At 28.8% G+C, this 18,803-nt stretch carries 13 protein-coding genes, 1 pseudogene and 1 other annotated feature; all 14 genes and pseudogenes read left to right on the top strand.

From position 1 onward, the window contains the following. Positions 1–792, top strand: a complete 792-nt coding sequence (locus tag J2Z24_RS04695; RefSeq protein WP_035146575.1) for an ABC transporter ATP-binding protein — start codon at positions 1–3, stop codon at positions 790–792. Between the two features lie 114 nt (positions 793–906). Continuing rightward, the gene (locus tag J2Z24_RS04700) at positions 907–1,746 is read left to right on the top strand and encodes a MerR family transcriptional regulator (protein ID WP_035146577.1); all 840 of its coding nucleotides are present in this window, start codon (positions 907–909) and stop codon (positions 1,744–1,746) included. A 78-nt stretch (positions 1,747–1,824) separates the two neighbouring features. Further along, positions 1,825–5,502 (top strand): excinuclease ABC subunit UvrA, encoded by a 3,678-nt coding sequence (gene uvrA / locus J2Z24_RS04705; RefSeq protein ID WP_051593189.1) that lies wholly within the window; start codon positions 1,825–1,827, stop codon positions 5,500–5,502. Between the two features lie 55 nt (positions 5,503–5,557). Next, positions 5,558–5,827 carry a hypothetical protein gene (locus J2Z24_RS04710; RefSeq protein ID WP_035146579.1) on the top strand — a complete coding sequence of 90 codons (270 nt, stop codon included), beginning with the start codon at positions 5,558–5,560 and terminating at the stop codon, positions 5,825–5,827. A 236-nt stretch (positions 5,828–6,063) separates the two neighbouring features. Further along, positions 6,064–8,330: pseudogene (locus J2Z24_RS04715) on the top strand (ATP-binding cassette domain-containing protein). 11 nt (positions 8,331–8,341) lie between these two features. Next, a complete protein-coding gene (locus J2Z24_RS04720; protein ID WP_035146582.1) occupies positions 8,342–8,761 on the top strand; it encodes a MarR family winged helix-turn-helix transcriptional regulator in 420 nt (139 codons plus the stop codon). Between the two features lie 153 nt (positions 8,762–8,914). Next, positions 8,915–9,149 (top strand) — a binding site (T-box leader). A gap of 151 nt (positions 9,150–9,300) precedes the next feature. After that, positions 9,301–10,590, top strand: coding sequence for an aspartate--tRNA(Asn) ligase (aspS, locus tag J2Z24_RS04725; RefSeq protein WP_035146583.1), 1,290 nt, complete (start codon positions 9,301–9,303; stop codon positions 10,588–10,590). A gap of 138 nt (positions 10,591–10,728) precedes the next feature. Next, a complete protein-coding gene (locus J2Z24_RS04730; protein WP_051593190.1) occupies positions 10,729–12,552 on the top strand; it encodes a ComEA family DNA-binding protein in 1,824 nt (607 codons plus the stop codon). Positions 12,553–12,646: 94 nt separating this feature from the next. Beyond that, complete coding sequence (locus J2Z24_RS04735) at positions 12,647–13,336, top strand: response regulator transcription factor (RefSeq protein ID WP_035146586.1); 690 nt, start codon at positions 12,647–12,649, stop codon at positions 13,334–13,336. Then, positions 13,326–14,714, top strand: a complete 1,389-nt coding sequence (locus tag J2Z24_RS04740; protein ID WP_051593191.1) for a sensor histidine kinase — start codon at positions 13,326–13,328, stop codon at positions 14,712–14,714. The genes J2Z24_RS04735 and J2Z24_RS04740 overlap by 11 nt, the downstream gene beginning before the upstream one ends. Positions 14,715–14,858: 144 nt before the next feature. Beyond that, complete coding sequence (locus tag J2Z24_RS04745) at positions 14,859–15,266, top strand: YgaP family membrane protein (protein ID WP_035146590.1); 408 nt, start codon at positions 14,859–14,861, stop codon at positions 15,264–15,266. Positions 15,267–15,565: 299 nt separating this feature from the next. After that, entirely contained in the window at positions 15,566–16,018 is a 453-nt protein-coding gene (locus tag J2Z24_RS04750) for a MarR family winged helix-turn-helix transcriptional regulator (RefSeq protein ID WP_035146593.1), read from the top strand. A 95-nt stretch (positions 16,019–16,113) separates the two neighbouring features. After that, the gene (locus J2Z24_RS04755) at positions 16,114–17,268 is read left to right on the top strand and encodes an MFS transporter (RefSeq protein ID WP_035146595.1); all 1,155 of its coding nucleotides are present in this window, start codon (positions 16,114–16,116) and stop codon (positions 17,266–17,268) included. A 28-nt stretch (positions 17,269–17,296) separates the two neighbouring features. Further along, a complete protein-coding gene (gene nscfB, locus J2Z24_RS04760) occupies positions 17,297–18,658 on the top strand; it encodes a ScfB-related radical SAM/SPASM orphan maturase (protein WP_035146597.1) in 1,362 nt (453 codons plus the stop codon). Positions 18,659–18,803: the final 145 nt, after the last annotated feature.

Consider the following 18,803-nt stretch of genomic DNA (forward strand, 5'->3'; position numbering starts at 1 on the left):
ATGAGTATATCATCAAAGAATTTAACATTAGCCTATGGGGATAACATTGTGCTAAAAGATATAAATATAATTATACCAAAAAATAAAATAACTATATTAGTTGGAAGTAATGGCTGTGGGAAGTCTACTCTTTTAAAAACTATTTCTAGACTTTTAAAGCCGGCTCAGGGAAGTGTTTTTTTAGAAGATAGTAATATATTTGAAAAATCTTCAAAGGAAATTTCAAAGAAGCTAGCTATACTTACACAAGCCCCTGAAGCACCTACTGATTTAACAGTTTTTAATTTAGTAAAGCAAGGACGTTATCCTTATCAGACTTGGTTTAATCAATGGAGTAAAGAGGATGAAAAAATGGTGGACTATGCCCTTAATAAAACCGGATTAATTGATATAAAACATAAGAAGATTTCTGATCTTTCTGGTGGTCAAAAGCAAAGAGTATGGATAGCTATGGCATTAGCACAACAAACAGATATTATTCTCCTTGATGAGCCTACAAATCATTTGGATATTAAATATAAAATTGAAGTTTTAGATCTTCTTAAGGATCTAAATAAGCATGCAAAGAGAACTATAATTATTGTTCTTCATGATATTAATTTGGCATGTAGATATGCAGATTATATAATAGCTATAAAAAATGGAAAGGTATATTCAGAGGGTAAACCAGAAGAAATTATTACAGAAAAGCTTATTAGTGATGTATTTGATATAAACTCTAAAGTAGTTCCTTGTCCAGTATTTAAAACTCCTACATGTATACCTTATAAATATATAGGTAATACTGGTTAACTAGACTATTGCTTTTCATAGTAGATATGATTATCCTCATGGCAGCTTGAAGTATACTAAAACAAAATATATACTGAATTATGACAGGCTGATTGTGAAATGAGGAGGGTATTCATGTTTAAAATAGGAGAGTTTTCAAAACTTACACAGGTTTCTGTAAGGATGTTACGATATTATGATGAAACAGGACTTTTAAAGCCTGCTGAAATCAACAAATATACGGGATATCGTATGTATTCTATAGAACAAATTGAAACTTTAAATAAAATATTATTCTTGCGTGATACTGGTTTTAGTGTTGCAGAAACTTATCACGCTCTTAGTAATTGGGATAATGATTTTATTAAAACACAGCTTAAAATAAAGGAAGAAAAAATTAAAGATGTTATAAATTCAGAAAAGCATCGATTAGCAAAGATAAGAACTGCTATGAATGATATAAATAAAAAACAAATAGGTATTCATTATAATGTAATGGTGAAAGAAATTCCTAGTTATAGAGTTTTTTCTTTGAGAAAAATTATTCCCAATTATTTTTGTGAAGGATATCTATGGAAGGAAATATATGATTATATAAAAATAAAAAAACTAAATATTTCAGAAAGTAATAATACATTTGCTATTTATCATGACAAGGAGTATAAGGACAAAGATGTTGATGTGGAAGTATGCATTATAACAGAAGAAAAAGATGTAAATAAAGATGGTTTTATATTTCGGGAAACAGAATCACTTGAAAAAGTAGCTTGCTCAATGGTATATGGACCTTATGAAAATATATCATCTGTTTATATATCTTTTGTACATTGGTTGGAGGAAAATAACCAATATAAAATGAGTGGTACTAGCCGTCAAGTTTGTCATAAAGGGTCATGGAATGAGGAAGATCCAAATAAATACCTTACCGAGATACAAATTCCTGTTGAATTAAAAACAAATACATTAATGGACTGATAGATTTTTCAGTCTATTTTTTATTGACTCTCACATTATGTCAGGGTTTATCATGGAGTTAAGTAGGAGGTGTATTTAATGGATAATAAAAATTATTATGATTTTTTTCCAATTGGACGAGTAGAAATAGAAGATAATAAAAGTAAAATAGTAATTAATAAAGAATATGCAAAAGGACTCAAGTTTTTATCTTTGTTTAGTCATGCCATAATAATTTATTCTCAAAAGCAAAAATCTAATAATCCTTTTTCACACAACATTATTAAAATAATTAGTATTGATGAAAAAGCTGGAATAGTTTCTTTTAATAAAAGTCCATATTTTTTAGAAGGGGATTTTATTTATGATATTAAACCATATTTTCCTTGTGAAGATAGAGTAAAGGATTGCTCAGTACCAGAAATTGAACAGGGGAAGGATAGACAAATAGATAAAATAAAAGTTAAAAAAGAAGATGAAAGACTTTTAGTACCAAATGGCAAAGTAAGTTCTATAGGAAATATTAGAAAGATAAAAGGGGAGTTTTTTCTTCAGCTTTACAATAATACCGAAATGTATTTTGAAAGACTTAGCGGATATTCACACATAAGAATTTTTTGGTGGTTTAATGGTTTTGATAAAAATAAATATAGAAGAATAACAGAAGGTCAGCCGCCATACGAAAATGCACCTAGAACTGGAGTGTTTGCTTCACGTTCACCGGTGCGTCCTAATCCTATAGCTCTAACTACTGCACGAATTATTAACTTTGATAAAAAATTAGGAAGAATTAAAGTAAGTAATTTAGATTGCTTTGATAATACACCACTTATTGAAATTTTTCCTTATATACCAGCAATTGATCAAATTTGGGATTTTAAAGTTCCTGAATGGTTATCTCATTGGCCACAGTGGTTAGATGATAGTATAATGGACATTTCAGGAGATGAGATTTCTTTAAAGCCATCTAGTTTGGAGACTATTAAAAAATACTTAAAATCTGATGATAAAACTATTAATAGAGAAAATTTCTTTAACTATAATAAAGATAAAAAAGTCCAACATATAAAAGGAATTGTTGTAAAAGGTGCTAGACAAAACAATCTAAAAAATATAGATGTTACAATTCCTTATAATAAGATCACTGTAATTACTGGAGTAAGTGGCAGTGGAAAGTCTAGTCTTGCATTTGATACTATATTTGCTGAAAGCCAAAGAAGATTTATGAATAGTCTCTCTACAGCTGATTATTCACTTTGGGAACAAATGGAAAAGCCAGATGTTCATATGATATGTGGTCTTCCACCATCAATTTCAATATCTCAAAAGAACATTAGTCGCAACCCACGTTCTACAGTAGGAACGCTTACGGACATATATGATTTTCTCCGTACACTGTTTGCAAGTATTGGAGTAAGACATTGCCCTAATTGTGGAAATGCAATTATTCCTTTAAGTGCAGAGGAGATTGTACAAATTTTATTAAAACTTACTTCTAATACAGACATTGAAATAACACCATTTCACCTTAATAGTCCTTCATATGAATATGTATTATCTGAAAGAGATTCAAAAGAGGATGATTTATTACTCTACGTAAAGAAATCATTAGAAATAGGTAAAGGAGCAATTTACGTAAGAATTAATAATAAGGAAAGAATTTTATTTCAAACAACACAAATGTGCTATCATTGTAACCATATCTTGTTTGAATTGACTCCATCTACATTCAGTTTTAATAATCCTGAAAGTATGTGTCCTGTTTGCAATGGACTTGGAGTTAAAATGGACATTGATCCTAATTTGATTGTATCACGTCCTCATCTATCCATATTAGATGGAGCTTCAAACTTCTGGAAAGACTTAAGAAAGTTTAGAAATAAGCCAAATGCAAATTGGATGAAAGGGGAAGTATTAGCATTGGCATATGAAATGAAAGTTGATTTAGAAAAGCCGTGGAATCAGCTGCCAAAGGATTTTCAAAGACAAGTTATTTGGGGATCTGATGGAAAAGAGGTAACTTTTACATATGAAAATAGTAACGGCCGAAGTGGAAAGATTACAAGACCAGTGGAAGGTGCGTATAATTCTTTGAAGCGTATTTTTTCTGAAAACAATGGAAAGTCAGGAGAAAGAATTGTAAGTGAGTTTATAAGTGAGTCTGCTTGTGATTGTTGTCATGGAGAACGACTTTCAAAAGAAGGAAGAATGGTAGAAATTCTAGGCACACGATTTCCTCAGGCTGCTTCAATGACAATAAGTGAGTTAAATAAATGGGTTGAAGAACTTACAAATATATTATCAGATTCTAAATTAGCTATAGCAAGTTCTATATTAAAAGAACTCCATAAAAGACTACAGGGTTATATTAAAGTTGGAGTTTCTTATGTTACACTTCATCGAGCTGTACCAACATTGTCTGGTGGAGAGCTACAAAGATTAAAGCTTATAAAACAGTTGAGTAGTGGTATTACAAATATGCTTTATGTTTTAGATGAACCTTCTACTGGACTTCATCCAAAAGATCATGAAAAGCTTATAAACATTATAAAAGAACTTAGAGATTATGGAAACACAGTAATTGTTGTAGAACACCATATAGATACTATGCTTATGGCAGATTATATTATAGATATTGGTCCTAAGGCTGGTGCTGATGGAGGAAGAATAGTAGCAGAAGGTACTCCATTACAAATTATGAAAAATCATAATTCAGAAACAGGAAAATATCTTTCAAGAGAAAAGCGAGTAATTATAGAAAAATCAATGATTTTTGATAAGTGTAATTGGATTAAGCTTAATGGCGCCACATGTAATAATCTTAAAAATGTTGATATTTCTTTTCCAGTTGGAGGGATTACCTGTGTGACAGGAGTTAGCGGTTCAGGTAAAAGTAGTCTTGTTTCTAAAGTATTGTATTCTGCAATTGAAAATAGAATTAATGGAAAAAAAGATATAAGTAGATACTGTAATACACTATCAGGTGATGAATATATTAATAAAATTATTCATGTAAATCAAAGTCCTATTGGACGTACATCTCGTTCAAATCCTGCTACGTATACTGGAGTCATGGATGAGATTAGAAATATTTTTGCCTTTACAGAAGAATCAAAGAGAAGAGGATATAAAGTAAGTCAATTTAGCTTTAACAGTAAGGAAGGGCAGTGCGAAGTGTGTCATGGAGAGGGAAGAGTATGTACGCCTGTATCATTTATGCCAGATATATGGACACAATGTCCTGTTTGTAATGGAAAAAGATATAAAAAAGATATTCTTCAAGTAAAATATAAAGACAAAAATATTTACAATGTTCTTCAAATGAATGTAGCTGAAGCTTTGAATTTTTTTACAGACACACCGAAAATAACACAGATTTTAAATATCTTATGCCAGGTTGGTCTAGGATATATAAAACTTGGGCAAAGTGCACTTTCGCTATCTGGTGGTGAAGCACAAAGAATAAAATTGGCTAAAGAACTTAGTAAAAATTCAAGTGGAAAAACTCTTTATATACTTGATGAACCTACAACAGGATTACACTTTTCTGATACTCAAAATCTTTTAATACTTATTGAAAAAATAAGAAATGCAGGAAATAGTATTGTAATTATTGAACATAATTTAGATGTAATTAAAAATTCTGACTGGATAATAGATTTAGGGCCAGAAGGAGGAGATAAAGGTGGTTATGTTATTGCTCAAGGTACACCAGAAGAAGTAGCAAAAGTAAAGGAAAGTTATACTGGAAATTTACTTAAGTCAGTATGGAATTAAGAAAAAATAAAGGGACATAATATAAAGTAGAACTAATCTATAGGAGGAAAAGATAATGAAAAAAATTGACGAAGCAATTGATAGAATTAGGATACTTGAATGTCCAACAGGAGATTTAGAAAATAGAGTTGCAGAAATACTAGAAGGCTATGGAGTTGCAAACAAAAGTAAAGTAAATATCAATAGAGACAAACACTTTGACAGAGATGAATCACAGGCATATCGAATTCAAATACCAGGCGAAAAACAATCTATTGTAGTGCTAGCCAAGTCTGGATATGATGATTATGTAGCAAAGGTTGTAGATGTTTATAGTAAGTTATAAAGAATCTGATTTTAAATATACTATCTATAAAATAGAAGATATAATTAAAACATTTAATCCAAACAAGAAGTGAAAAATTGTTTGGATTTTTTATCTTATTATAGGAAAATATATTTAATTAAATGTAATTGGGTGAAAACTTTTTATTGAAATCCCAAAAGAAAAGTATTAAAATATACTTAACCAGGTTATATATTAATAGGGTTATATATAATACTTGTTTGAAGGGTGATTTTATGAATAAAGAATATATTGAAGAATACATAAATGTAGTTGGAGCAAAGGAAAAAAATCTAAAAAATATAAATGTGAAAATTCCAAAGAAAAAAATAACCGTCTTTACTGGAGTTTCAGGCTCGGGCAAGTCCTCTTTGGTATTTGATACCATAGCGGCGGAATCTCAAAGGCAGCTAAATGAAACCTATTCAAGTTTCATCCGCCATCGTTTACCTCACTATGGACAGCCAAATGTGGATGCTATAGAAAATTTATCCGTGGCAATTATTATGGATCAAAAATGTATTGGGGGAAATGCAAGATCAACGGTTGGGACCATTACGGATATATACTCGTTGTTAAGACTATTATTCTCTCGTATAGGGAAACCATTTGTTGGTTATTCCCATGTTTTTTCATTTAACAATCCTCAGGGAATGTGTCCTAAGTGTGAGGGACTTGGAAAAATTAATACAATAAATATTCAGCGATTGTTGGATAGAAATAAATCTCTTAATGAGGGATCAATTTTATTTCCAACATTTGAGCCGGGAGGATGGCGATTAAAAAGATATGTGCATTCAGGCTTTTTTGATAATGACAAAAAAATAAAAGATTTTACGGAAGAAGAAATGGATTTGCTTTTATATAAGTCAGATATTAAAGTGATTACTTCTGATCCTGAGTGGCCTAAGACTTCACTTTACGAAGGTCTTATACCTAGAATTGAGAGAAGTTTTCTAAAAAAAGAAGATGGAGAAACTACTAAATATAAAAAAGAAATAGCTAAAATTGTTAGCAAAGAAACATGTCCTGCTTGTGGAGGCACTCGATTAAATTCAACTGTATTGAAGTGTAAAATAAATAATAAAAATATAGCACATTGTGTTGAAATGCAAATTGCAGATTTATTGAATTTTATTCAGACTATTTATGAACCAAAAGCAACAACTATGGTTAGGGCTATTACCCACCGTTTAGAACATTTAGTTTCTATTGGTTTAGGATATTTGACTTTAAACAGGGAAACCTCAACACTTTCTGGCGGTGAGTCGCAGCGAATAAAAATGGTTCGCCAATTGGGCAGTAGTTTAACAGATCTTATTTATATTTTTGATGAACCCAGTGTTGGTTTACATCCCCATGATGTAGATAAACTCAATACACTTTTAAAACTTTTACGTGACAAAGGAAATACTGTGCTAATTGTGGAGCATGATCCTGATGTTATCAAAATTGCAGATTATGCCATTGATATGGGACCAAAAGCTGGTATAAGCGGCGGTAAAATAATGTATGAAGGTACATTAGGGGGTTTAGTACAATCAGATACACTTACAGGAAAATATTTATACAATCAGGCACAGCTTAAAAATAATGTTAGGACTCCTACTCAGTGGTTATCTCTAAAAGATGCCAATTTACATAACCTTAAAAATATTAGCGTGAATATTCCAGAAGGTGTTATGACAGTTGTGACTGGAGTTGCGGGTTCAGGGAAAAGTACATTAATCAATCAGGTGTTACCCCAATTTTATCCGGATACGATTTTTATTAACCAAAAATCAATACAAACTTCAAAGAGATCTAACATTGCTACTTTTACAGGAATATTTGATTATATAAGGGAATTGTTTTCAAAAGCAAATCATGTTAAGCCTGCTTTATTTAGTTTCAATTCTCAAGGAGCCTGCCCAAATTGTAAGGGTTTGGGAGTAACCTATACAGATTTAGCATTTATGGATACAGTTGTTACTATATGTGAGGTATGTCAGGGGCAGCGATTCACAGATGAAGTGTTAAACTACAAATTGCGCGATAAAAACATAAGTGAAATTTTAAATATGACAATTGACGAGGCCTTGAATTTTTCTATGAAAAGCAAATATGTGATATACTAAAAAGACTAGCAGACGTAGGAATTACTTATATTACCCTTGGTCAGCCATTAAATACTTTATCTGGTGGTGAATTGCAAAGAGTAAAGCTTGCTTTGGAGCTTGAGAGTCATGGGAACATTTATGTACTGGACGAACCTACCACAGGACTTCATATGTCTGATATATCACAGTTACTCAAAATTTTGAATCGTCTTGTTGATCAGGGCTGTACTGTAATTGTAATAGAACATAATTTAGATGTGATCAGCCAAGCAGATTGGATTATTGATTTAGGCCCTCTTGCTGGACAAAACGGTGGTAATATAATGTTTCAGGGAACACCAAAGGATTTAATAAATTCTACGTCGTCCATAACGGGAAAATATCTAAAGCAATATATAGGATAAGGAGAATACTTATGACTAAAAAAGAGTTAGAAGAATATTATATTCCTTTTCAATGTATGATTATCAGCAATATTAATCGCTTTAATATTGAGGGAGTAACAACAGCACAATATAATGTGCTGGATATTTTAGATAAGCAAGGTTCTAAAACTACAAAGGAGTTAGCAGAAATCCGTGGAATTTCTCAGGCTGGAATGTCTAAGCTAACGAAACGATTGTTAGAGAAAAAATACATTGTTCAACAGCGTAGGAAAACTGATCGAAGAGCTTATGATATTCTAATTACTCCAGAGGGTAAGGATTTTCTTGTTAGATCAGAAAAGTTCAGAAATGAAATTATGAATTTGATTGAGAATACTTTGACAGAAAAGGAATTGGATTGCTTTGTAAAGCTATGTAAGAAAATTACTGATTCATATGTGGAGAAATAGAATTCATTATGAATGTTGTAAATCATAGAATAAATAAGGAAAAAAGTAAGGTAAAAATATATTCTTATTTGGTGTAGTAATATTAAAATATTTAAAAAGATAATATAAATTAGTGTTGACAAATTAATTACTCGAGAGTAATATATAGTAAAGTTAAATTCTTTGAAGGGAAGAGTAGATATTTACTAAGTATCCAAAGCGAGTAGGGATGGTGTAAGCCTATGAGAAAAGTAGTATTGAAAGACATCCTGGAGATACTTATCTGAAAATTGTATTAGGATAAGTCGGGTTTCCTCCGTTATAGGGACTAGAGATAATAATGTATTAATATGTTATCAAATTAGGATGGTACCGTGAAGATATGCTTGAAAGCTTTTTTATTCTTCTAAAAAGTTATATAGAAAGTAGAGCTCCTTTCTATATGTGATGCCTATCCTAACTTATTATGAACATTGTTAAAAAAGGGTGGTACCGCAAATTATTTTGCCCCTTGAGTTTTTACTCAAGGGGATTATTTTATTTTGGAGGTAATGATAAAAATGAAAAGAAAATTAGTGAGTGAATTAAAAAATTCTATAAATGAAAAAGTAAATATTCAAGGTTGGATTCATAAAATTAGAAAATTAAAGGCTATAACTTTTGTAATTTTAAGGGATAGATCAGGATCAGTTCAATGTATAGTGAACAATAATGAATTTGACTTATCAAAAGTAAGGGTCGAATCAGTAGTATCAATTATAGGAGAAGTTAAAGAAAGCAAGAATGCTTTAAATCCTTTTGAGATACAAGTAGAAAATTTAGAAGTTATAAGTAACGTTGAAGACGAACTTCCAATAGAAATAAATAAAGAAGATTTAGAAGTTAATTTAGATACACTGATTAATAATAGGGTATTAAGTATACGACATCCAAAGATAAATGCAATTTTTAAGGTGCAAAATTCAATAGTAAATGGTTTTAGAGAATTTCTAAATAAAGAAGGATTTACTGAAATTCATACTCCAAAGATCGTAAAGGAAGGGGCAGAAGGTGGTACAGAAGTTTTTGAAGTGAAATATTTTGAAAATAAGGCTTATCTAGCTCAAAGTCCCCAATTTTATAAACAGATGATGGTTGGAGCAGGTTTTGAAAGAGTATTTGAAGTAGGTCATGCTTATAGGGCAGAAGAGCATAATACTAATAGACATCTTAATGAATATATAAGTATGGATTTGGAAATGGGGTTTATTGAAGATGAAAAAGATATTATGAAACTTGAAGAGGGATTATTAAAGTTTATACTAGAAATCCTTAATAAAGAATGTAAGGAATATTTAAATTTATTACAAGCAGAATTGCCAATAATACATGACGAGATACCTAAACTTAAATTTAAAGAGGCTTTGGGGATATTAAGTAAAGAGTACAATAAAAATGATTTAGAAGTAGACTTAGATCCAGAAGGAGAAAAACTTCTCTGTGAACATGCAAAAGAAAAGTTAAATAGTGATTTCATATTTTTAACTAATTATCCTAGAAAGAAGAGACCAATGTATACTATGCCACTTGGTGAAGAGGGAACTCATAGCTTTGACTTATTATTTAGAGGAATAGAGATTACTACGGGTGGACAAAGAATTCATAACTACAATATGTTAGTAGAAAATATGAAATATAAAGGATTTAACCCTAATGATTATGACAGCTATCTATCAATTTTTAAGTATGGAATGCCTATACATGGAGGATTAGCTATTGGTTTAGAGAGAATAACAGCAAAGATTCTAGGATTAGAAAATGTAAGAGAAGCAACATTAATTACAAGGGATAGAAAAAGATTAGTACCATAAACATAGGTATATTTCTTCAGAAATTCTTCAGATTTGCTTTATTTTTTTATGATAAATATATTTTAAAATTAAATCAATAAGGCATTTTCCTAAAATAATAACTTGATTTTTGAAAATGCAAAATAGAGGAGGAGAATTATGAAGAAATATATTTTTTTATTTATTACAGCTATAATGGTATTTTTCACAATAGGAAAGGTATCAGCAAAAGAAACAACAAATATAATAGTTCTTAAAGCTGTAAACGAAACTAAAGACGGATTTCCTGTTTATGAAGAAGGTGGAGATACTAAAGCTTTTATGGAAGTTTATAATAAATCTTTTATGAAAGAATCCATAAATTTATATGAATTAGCACAACAGTATTCAAACTCAAAAAATAAAGATTTTTACGTAGCTTTTAAGAAAGGTTCAGGTTGTTATGGCAGTATTGGTTTTTATCTTAAAAAGGATGGAAAACTTTATGATAAAACAAAGTCACCTTATATAGAACTTTCGCCAGATCAATTAAATAATAATTATAGTGAGCTTCAATCTATAACACAAATTTTTCCTCATGAAATGGGACATGTTTTATATGGAATCACTGCTGGAGAAAATAGGGAGATTGATCAAAATGCAATAGATGTGCATTATTCCAATATAGTTACAGAATATAGTACCGCCTTTAATGAAGGTTTTGGAGAGCACTTTGAGGTTATTTCAAGACTTTATGAACAAAACAAAGTGATTAAAGATGGTATATATAATGATATAGAAAGAATAAAGAATAGTATAAATCCAAAAATAAACAGAATAAATAGAGATTTTATTCTTCCTTTAAGATTAGATTATTATAGAGAAACTTGTATGTTTTGGCAATCACAATATGAAGGATTAAAAAGACATGAATTTGCTTTAAATAACCATGGTAAGTATAAAAATTTAAGGCATGATTTTATAGATAGCGAAAAGTCAGTTTTATATAGAAATATGGGACTTTATCAAGACAAATCTAAAAAAAGAACACTGGAACAAAGCTTATCTACAGAAGCAGTTAATTCTAATTTTTTTGTAAAACTTATAACTGGTGATAAAGGAAGCTTAGATGAAAGGTATTCTAAGGTTTTCAATGTATTTAGTAAACATATGAATAAAGACGATAAACCTGAATTGATACAATTTACAAATGGATATATTAAAGAATATCCAAAAGACAAGGATAGGATGTTAAATATTTTTAAGGAAAGTACAGGGCATGATTTCACAGAGGAATGTGGTAAAGAAATATGGATAGTTAGTGAAGGTAAGCATTCTAATGTAATTATGGATCAATTTGCAGGTCTTAATTTCCCTATGTATGTATTTAATATAAACACTTGTGAGAAAGAAGACTTACTTAAATTAAAAGGCATAAGCAAAAGTGATGTAGAAAAAATTATTACATATAGAGATAAAAATGGATGTTTTAAAGATTTTAAAGAATTAGAAAAAATAGAAGGAATAAGTAAAAGTTCTGTTGAAATTTTAAAAAATAGTAGTAGCAAGGAAGAACTTAAAAAAGTAAAAAATGAACTTGAAAATTTCTCCAGAAAAATAGAAAATAAACTTTTTGATATAATTCTTGCCAATTTAAAGCATTTAAGTTTAAAAACCGTGGAATGGCTTGTTATATTTTTAATTTCTTATTATTTACTAATTGCTAGAAGAACAATTAAAAATAAAAGTGATTTATTTAAATTTATAATTAAGAAATCTTTTAAATTTATATTTTATGTTTTATTGGGGCTTACTTCCGCATTTGCTAGCAATGCTATTTGGATAGGTAATAAGAATTTAAATCCTATAATAATTTTTATATTATTAATTTTTATATTACAAGGCATAGTATTTTTAATAATAAGAAAAAACAAAGTTAAGGTAAAAGATAGCTTTATCTCAACGATAATGTTGATGATAATAATTATATATTCACTATGCTAATAAATCTAATTTACAATAAATAGAATTTTTAAAAATTATCAGCTGAAATTTATTGCTGATAATTTTTTAAAAAAACATGTTAAGGAGAGTTACCATGGGCAAAACGACTATACTGGTTGTAGATGATGAAAAGGAAATTAGAGAACTTATAGAAATATATTTAAGGAATGAAGGCTATGATGTAATTACTGCAGAGAATGGGTTGCAGGCTTTAGAACTAGCTAAAAGCAGAAATATACAACTCATTATTCTTGATATTATGCTTCCTAATATTGATGGAATACAAATTTGTAAAAAAGTAAGAGAACATTTAGATGTACCTATTATAATGCTATCAGCCAAGAGAGAAGATAACGACAAAATTCTAGGTATAATTACAGGAGCAGATGATTATGTTACCAAACCTTTTAACCCTCTAGAGCTTGTAGTAAGAGTTAAAGCACAATTAAGAAGATACCTGAAAGCAGCTGTAGTTCCAAAGAGTAATGAAATAGTAATTGATGATTTGGTAATAAATTCAGATACACATAGAGTTTATGTATCTGGAGAAGAAATAAAATTTACTTCTAAGGAATTTGAGATATTAAAATTACTGGCAGAACATAGGGATGTGGTTTTTAGCAGCAGAAACATCTATGAGCATGTATGGAAGGAAGAATTTTATGAATCAGATTCTACTATTATGACACATATAAAGAATATTAGAGAAAAGCTTGGTGATAGTGTTAAAAATCCTAAATATATAAAAACTATATGGGGAGTTGGATATAAAATTGAGAAATAAGTACTTAGGTGGTATCAGACTCAGATTTCTCTTAATATTTTTTATATCTATTATGTTGGCAACCATTAGTGCACTTACTATAAATAATATTTTAAGAAATAGAAGAACAGATTATTTAAAAGAGATACAAAATTTTAATCGTAGGAGTTCACCTATATTTAGTAAAATAAAAGAAAATGCGAACAATAAAAAAGAATTACAAAATATCATAAATAAAAATTCGGATAATAAGGATATTTACATAGTTAATAAGAATGGATACATACTCTTAAAACAACAAAATAATTGTGAAAAACAGTTAGATATAGACAAGCTTCTAAAAATAAAAGCACAAGATAATTACTTTTCTAGAGATAATATAGATATATTTTTTGATAGAAAAGAGATTAAGTATTACAATATAGAAAAATTAGATGAAAATAGATATATGGTAGTTTCCACATTTTTGGTTATGGGGGATGATTCTATAACTTTCATTTTATTAATAATAATATTTATTGCAGTGTTTTTTCTGTTAACTTATGGAAGAATAAAGTATATACATACTTTATCAAAAGGATTAAAGGAAATATCAAAAGGAAATCTTGATTATCGAGTTCAGATAAAAGGAAAAGATGAACTTGCACTTCTTGGAAAAAATATAAATTATATGACTGAAGAGTTGAAGGTTGCAAAGGAAAAAGAAAAGCAGATTGAAAAAAATAAAGATATGCTCATAGTAAGTGTATCACACGATTTAAGAACTCCTTTAACGTCAATTGTTGGTTATATAAAACTTCTAAAGGAAAAATACAAAGAAAAAGATGATATAAATAAGTATATAACTATAATTGACAATAAATCTCATAGACTTGAAGAATTAATAAATGATCTTTTTGAGTATACTAAGCTGACTTCTTATGACATTAAGCTTAAGAAAACTAATATTTCATTAAATGAGTTTATTAGGCAAGTAGTAGAAGGTATGATGTCCATATGCAACCAAAATAATTTAAACATTTTTTTAGAAGCACCAGATAAAGAAGTAATTGTAAATGTAGATCCTATAAAAATGATGAGAGTTTTTGAAAATATCATTACTAATGCCATAAGGTATAGTGATAAAGCAGGAAACATAAAAGTGAAAATTTCTCAGCATAAAGACGGGACGATAGTTAGTATTGAAAATGAAGGTAAGAGTATAAAAAAAGAAGAACTAGATAAAATTTTTGATAGATTTTATAGAACTGATGAAGCAAGAAGCTCTCAAACTGGAGGCTCTGGACTAGGTCTTTCTATTGCGAAAAGTATTGTTGAGCTACATCATGGAAAGATATGGGCAGAATGTGAAGAAAATAAGGTTTGCTTTTTTGTATTAATTAATCAAAGAATAGGATAATTAAAGTTAACAGTAAAGGCAGGAGAATAGAGCTTTATTCTTATAGTATCATTTCACAACAAAATATTTCCTAATTAATAATTTATTTTTGAACATAATAACTATAGGTAATTATTATTTAGATTAATAGGAGGTATTTTATGAATGTTTAGCTTTCCAGATACTACAAAAAGAGTAGAATTGAATACGGATAAGTACATTAATGAAAAAATTAGAAAAAGAACTTTAAAAAATATTGAGTATTATACTAATAAAGAAAATGAAGAAATTATATCTAGAATAAAAAAGCTTAACAAAGAATGGGATATTGAAAGATTGCTTGAAGCTAATGCAGCATCTGCTGTGATTTTAAGTACCATACTAGGATTTAAAGTAAATAAAAAGTGGTTTTATATTTCATCAATAGTAGGAGGATTTTTATTACAACATGCACTTCAAGGATGGTGCCCACCAGTGCCTATTTTTAGAAGATTAGGAGTACGAACTTCTTCAGAAATTGATTATGAAAAGGAAATACTTGAAAAGTTACTTAAAGCTCACGGAGGTTATTAATATAATAATAGAGATAGAATTTTAGTACTATCTCTATTTTAGAATTATCTTATTATTAATTTTTATTATTTAATTGATTCAGCAATTTCTATACTTTTAGCTCTGCTAACATCATAAGTCAACATTAAATATGTAAAATTATTATACTATGTTTATATATATGTCCTATATACTTAATTAGCCTATAAAAATAGTTGCAAATACATCATATATATGCTATATTAAAATAGTTGTAAATACATCATATATTATTTATAATTATAAATTTTGTTTTCATAATTAAATTTGGGAGGGATTATATGCAAGAACAGTCATTTGGAAGATATGTTTCTGTAATTTATAGGCATTTACAAATACTTCTTAATCATCGTTTGAATTCTTATGGTATTGGAAGTGGACAATATATTTTTTTATCTGCTATATACAAAAACGAAGGTATCTCACAAAAAGAATTAACTAATTTAATTAAAATTGATAGAGCCACAACAGCAAAAGCTTTAAAAAAGTTGGAGAAAAATGGGTATGTTAATAGAGTTCAAGATAGTGAAGATAAAAGATATTATAAATTGTACTTAACTAAAAAAGGAATAGAATTTATTCCTACTTTAAAAAATATTCTAAATGATTTAACAAATATGTTATGTATGGGAATGAGCAATGAACAATATACTGAGACTTTAAAGTCGTTAAACTTAATTTTAAATAATGTGCAAAATGCTGTAGAACTATTAAGAATTGAAGAGGAACTTTAAAATATGCATCCACTTATGTGGATGCATAAAAAAATATAGAATAGTTGCAATAGCATCATATTTTTTTAATACATAGAAGGGAGAAATATTTAAAAATGAAAAAATTACTTAAACTATCTGTACTATCCATTTCAATGATTACGGTAATGGCTGGTGCCGCAGTATCTCCTGCACTAGGAAACATAAGGAATGCATTTCCAAGTGCAAGCACAAATTTAATAAAGATGATTTTAACAGTACCAGCATTATTTATAATTATTTTCAGCTTATTATCTGGTAAGCTGGCATCTTTATTAAGTAAAAAACAAATATTAATTACTGGAATATTAATTTATATTATTGGTGGGGTGGGCCCAATTTTTGCTAATAGTTTAACTTTAGTACTTGTATTTAGAGCTATTTTAGGAATAGGGTGTGGATTAATTATGCCTATTTCTCAATCACTTATTGCAGACTTTTTTACAGGGGATGAAAGAACTAAAATGACAGGTTATTCTAGTGCTGCTTCGAATTTAATGGGAATAATATCTTCAATTGTGGTGGGAACATTATCATCAATTAACTGGAAATATGGGTTTTATATATATTTAATTGCATTAGTTGTATTAATATTAAATAGTATTGTACTGCCTAAGCAAAAAAGTGAAAAAAAACATAAAATAAAAGTTCATTTAAATAAAAGAGTATATTTTTTATCGGTTAGTATGTGTTTAATAACTATTGCCTTTTATGCTGTACCAACTAATATTGCATTATTTATGGCAAAAGAACATATTGGTAATTCAAGTTCAGCAGGTTTAGCAATTGCAGTATTTACCTTCGGTGGTTTTATAGCTGGTATTATTTTATCTAGTATAGCAAAGAAATTGGAGGAATTTACTATTACAGTGGGAATCGGAATAATGTTCTTAGGATATGTTGTGCTATTATATTCTCAGAATATATCTATGATATTAGTATCCGTTTCATTGGTAGGATTTGCATTTTCAATGATTTATCCTTTAATATTTTTAAAGACTGGTATTATTTCAGATGAAAATTCAAATTCTATAGCAATCTCAATAGTTAGCAGTTCTATGTTTTTAGGACAGTTTTTGTCTCCTATAGTATTACAATGTATTGGTAATATTTTAAATAATAATTCTATAAGATTAAATTTTAAAATTCTTTCCATATGTCTTTGTAGTGCTTTAGTAATATCATTAATATTTCAATTTAAGTTGAAAATGAATAAGATATGTGTGAAGTAATTTAATAGTTAATTAAGGGGGAAGAAAATTGTCATTAATTCATAAATTTATTCAAGGTGATGAGTATTACATAATTGATGTGAATACAGGAAATATTTTTTCTGTAGATAAAATGGTGTATGATATTTTAGATGAAGACTTTTTAAGAAGTAAAAATCAAATTATGAAAAAATTTCAAAATAAATATTCTAAGAAAGATATTTCAGAAGCATATGATGAAATTTTTCAGCTTGTAAAAGAGGATTCATTATATTCAAAGGATTTATATGAAGATATAGCTAAAAAATCAACAGAAGATAATTCTTTTATAAAGGCTCTTTGTTTAAATATAGTTCATGATTGTAACTTAAGATGTAAATATTGTTTTGCAGATGAAGGAGAATATAAGGGATGTAGAAAAATTATGTCTCTTGATGTTAGCAAACAAGCTATAGATTTTGTTATAAAACATTCAGGCTCGAGAAAAAATATAGAAATTGATCTATTTGGAGGAGAACCCTTAATGGCATTTGACAATATAAAAGAAATTGTTGAGTATGGTAAAGAACAAGGGAAAATACATAATAAAATTATAAGATTTACAATGACTACCAATGCCACATTGTTTAATGATGAGAACATAAAGTATCTTAATGATAATATGGGAAACATAGTTTTAAGTATTGATGGTAGAAAAGAAGTTAATGATAATGTCAGAGTTAGAATAGATGGCAGTGGATCTTATGATAAAATACTTCCTAATATTAAAAAAGTAGTTGCAGCAAGAGGAAAATCAAGACAATATTATGTCAGGGCTACTTTTACAAGAGCTAATACTGATTTTTTTAAGGACATAATTCATCTTGCAAATCAGGGTTTTGATAAAATCTCTGTTGAACCAGTTATTCTGTCAAATGACAATCCACTATCATTAAGAGAAGAGGATCTTCCCATTATATTTGAACAATATGATAAATTATATTATGAAATGCTTAAAAGGCATAAAAAAGGAAATGAATTTGAATTTTATCATTTTAATATAGACCTTCAAGGTGGACCTTGTGTTTATAAGAGGATATCTGGTTGCGGAGCAGGGCATGAATATGTTGCAATAACTCCTGATGGAGATATTTATCCTTGTCATCAATTTATAGGTAATGAAGATTTTAAAATAGGTACGATATATGAAAATAGTTATAGTAAAGACATTGGAAATAAAATTAGAGAAGCACATATATATAATAAACCTAAATGTAGAGAGTGCTGGGCAAGATTTTATTGTAGTGGAGGATGTGCAGCTAATAATTATAATTTTAATAAGGATATATGTATACCATACGAGATTGGATGTAAAATGCAAAAGAAGAGAATTGAATGTGCTATTGCTTTAAAAGCTAAAGCTATGCAATAGTACTACAATAAATATAAGATTGTTCCTAAAAAACCCCACGACACTTTTGTGAGGCCACTGAAAAAGCTATGCTTTTTCTCTTGATATCGAATTAAGCAGATAAATGAGCACGAAGTATTCTATAATTTCTAAGAATACTTCGTGC

This window comes from Clostridium tetanomorphum, assembly GCF_017873215.1.
GTDB lineage: Bacteria > Bacillota > Clostridia > Clostridiales > Clostridiaceae > Clostridium_AO > Clostridium_AO tetanomorphum.

What these genes read in the sequence shown, in the direction of transcription:
- J2Z24_RS04720 (WP_035146582.1), top strand. Translation starts at nt 8,342, where the DNA reads ATGACTAAAAAAGAGTTAGAAGAATATTATATTCCTTTTCAATGTATG.
- J2Z24_RS04700 (WP_035146577.1), top strand. Translation starts at nt 907, where the DNA reads ATGTTTAAAATAGGAGAGTTTTCAAAACTTACACAGGTTTCTGTAAGG.
- J2Z24_RS04730 (WP_051593190.1), top strand. Translation starts at nt 10,729, where the DNA reads ATGAAGAAATATATTTTTTTATTTATTACAGCTATAATGGTATTTTTC.
- J2Z24_RS04695 (WP_035146575.1), top strand. Translation starts at nt 1, where the DNA reads ATGAGTATATCATCAAAGAATTTAACATTAGCCTATGGGGATAACATT.
- J2Z24_RS04755 (WP_035146595.1), top strand. Translation starts at nt 16,114, where the DNA reads ATGAAAAAATTACTTAAACTATCTGTACTATCCATTTCAATGATTACG.
- uvrA (WP_051593189.1), top strand. Translation starts at nt 1,825, where the DNA reads ATGGATAATAAAAATTATTATGATTTTTTTCCAATTGGACGAGTAGAA.
- J2Z24_RS04745 (WP_035146590.1), top strand. Translation starts at nt 14,859, where the DNA reads ATGTTTAGCTTTCCAGATACTACAAAAAGAGTAGAATTGAATACGGAT.
- J2Z24_RS04750 (WP_035146593.1), top strand. Translation starts at nt 15,566, where the DNA reads ATGCAAGAACAGTCATTTGGAAGATATGTTTCTGTAATTTATAGGCAT.
- aspS (WP_035146583.1), top strand. Translation starts at nt 9,301, where the DNA reads ATGAAAAGAAAATTAGTGAGTGAATTAAAAAATTCTATAAATGAAAAA.
- J2Z24_RS04735 (WP_035146586.1), top strand. Translation starts at nt 12,647, where the DNA reads ATGGGCAAAACGACTATACTGGTTGTAGATGATGAAAAGGAAATTAGA.
- J2Z24_RS04710 (WP_035146579.1), top strand. Translation starts at nt 5,558, where the DNA reads ATGAAAAAAATTGACGAAGCAATTGATAGAATTAGGATACTTGAATGT.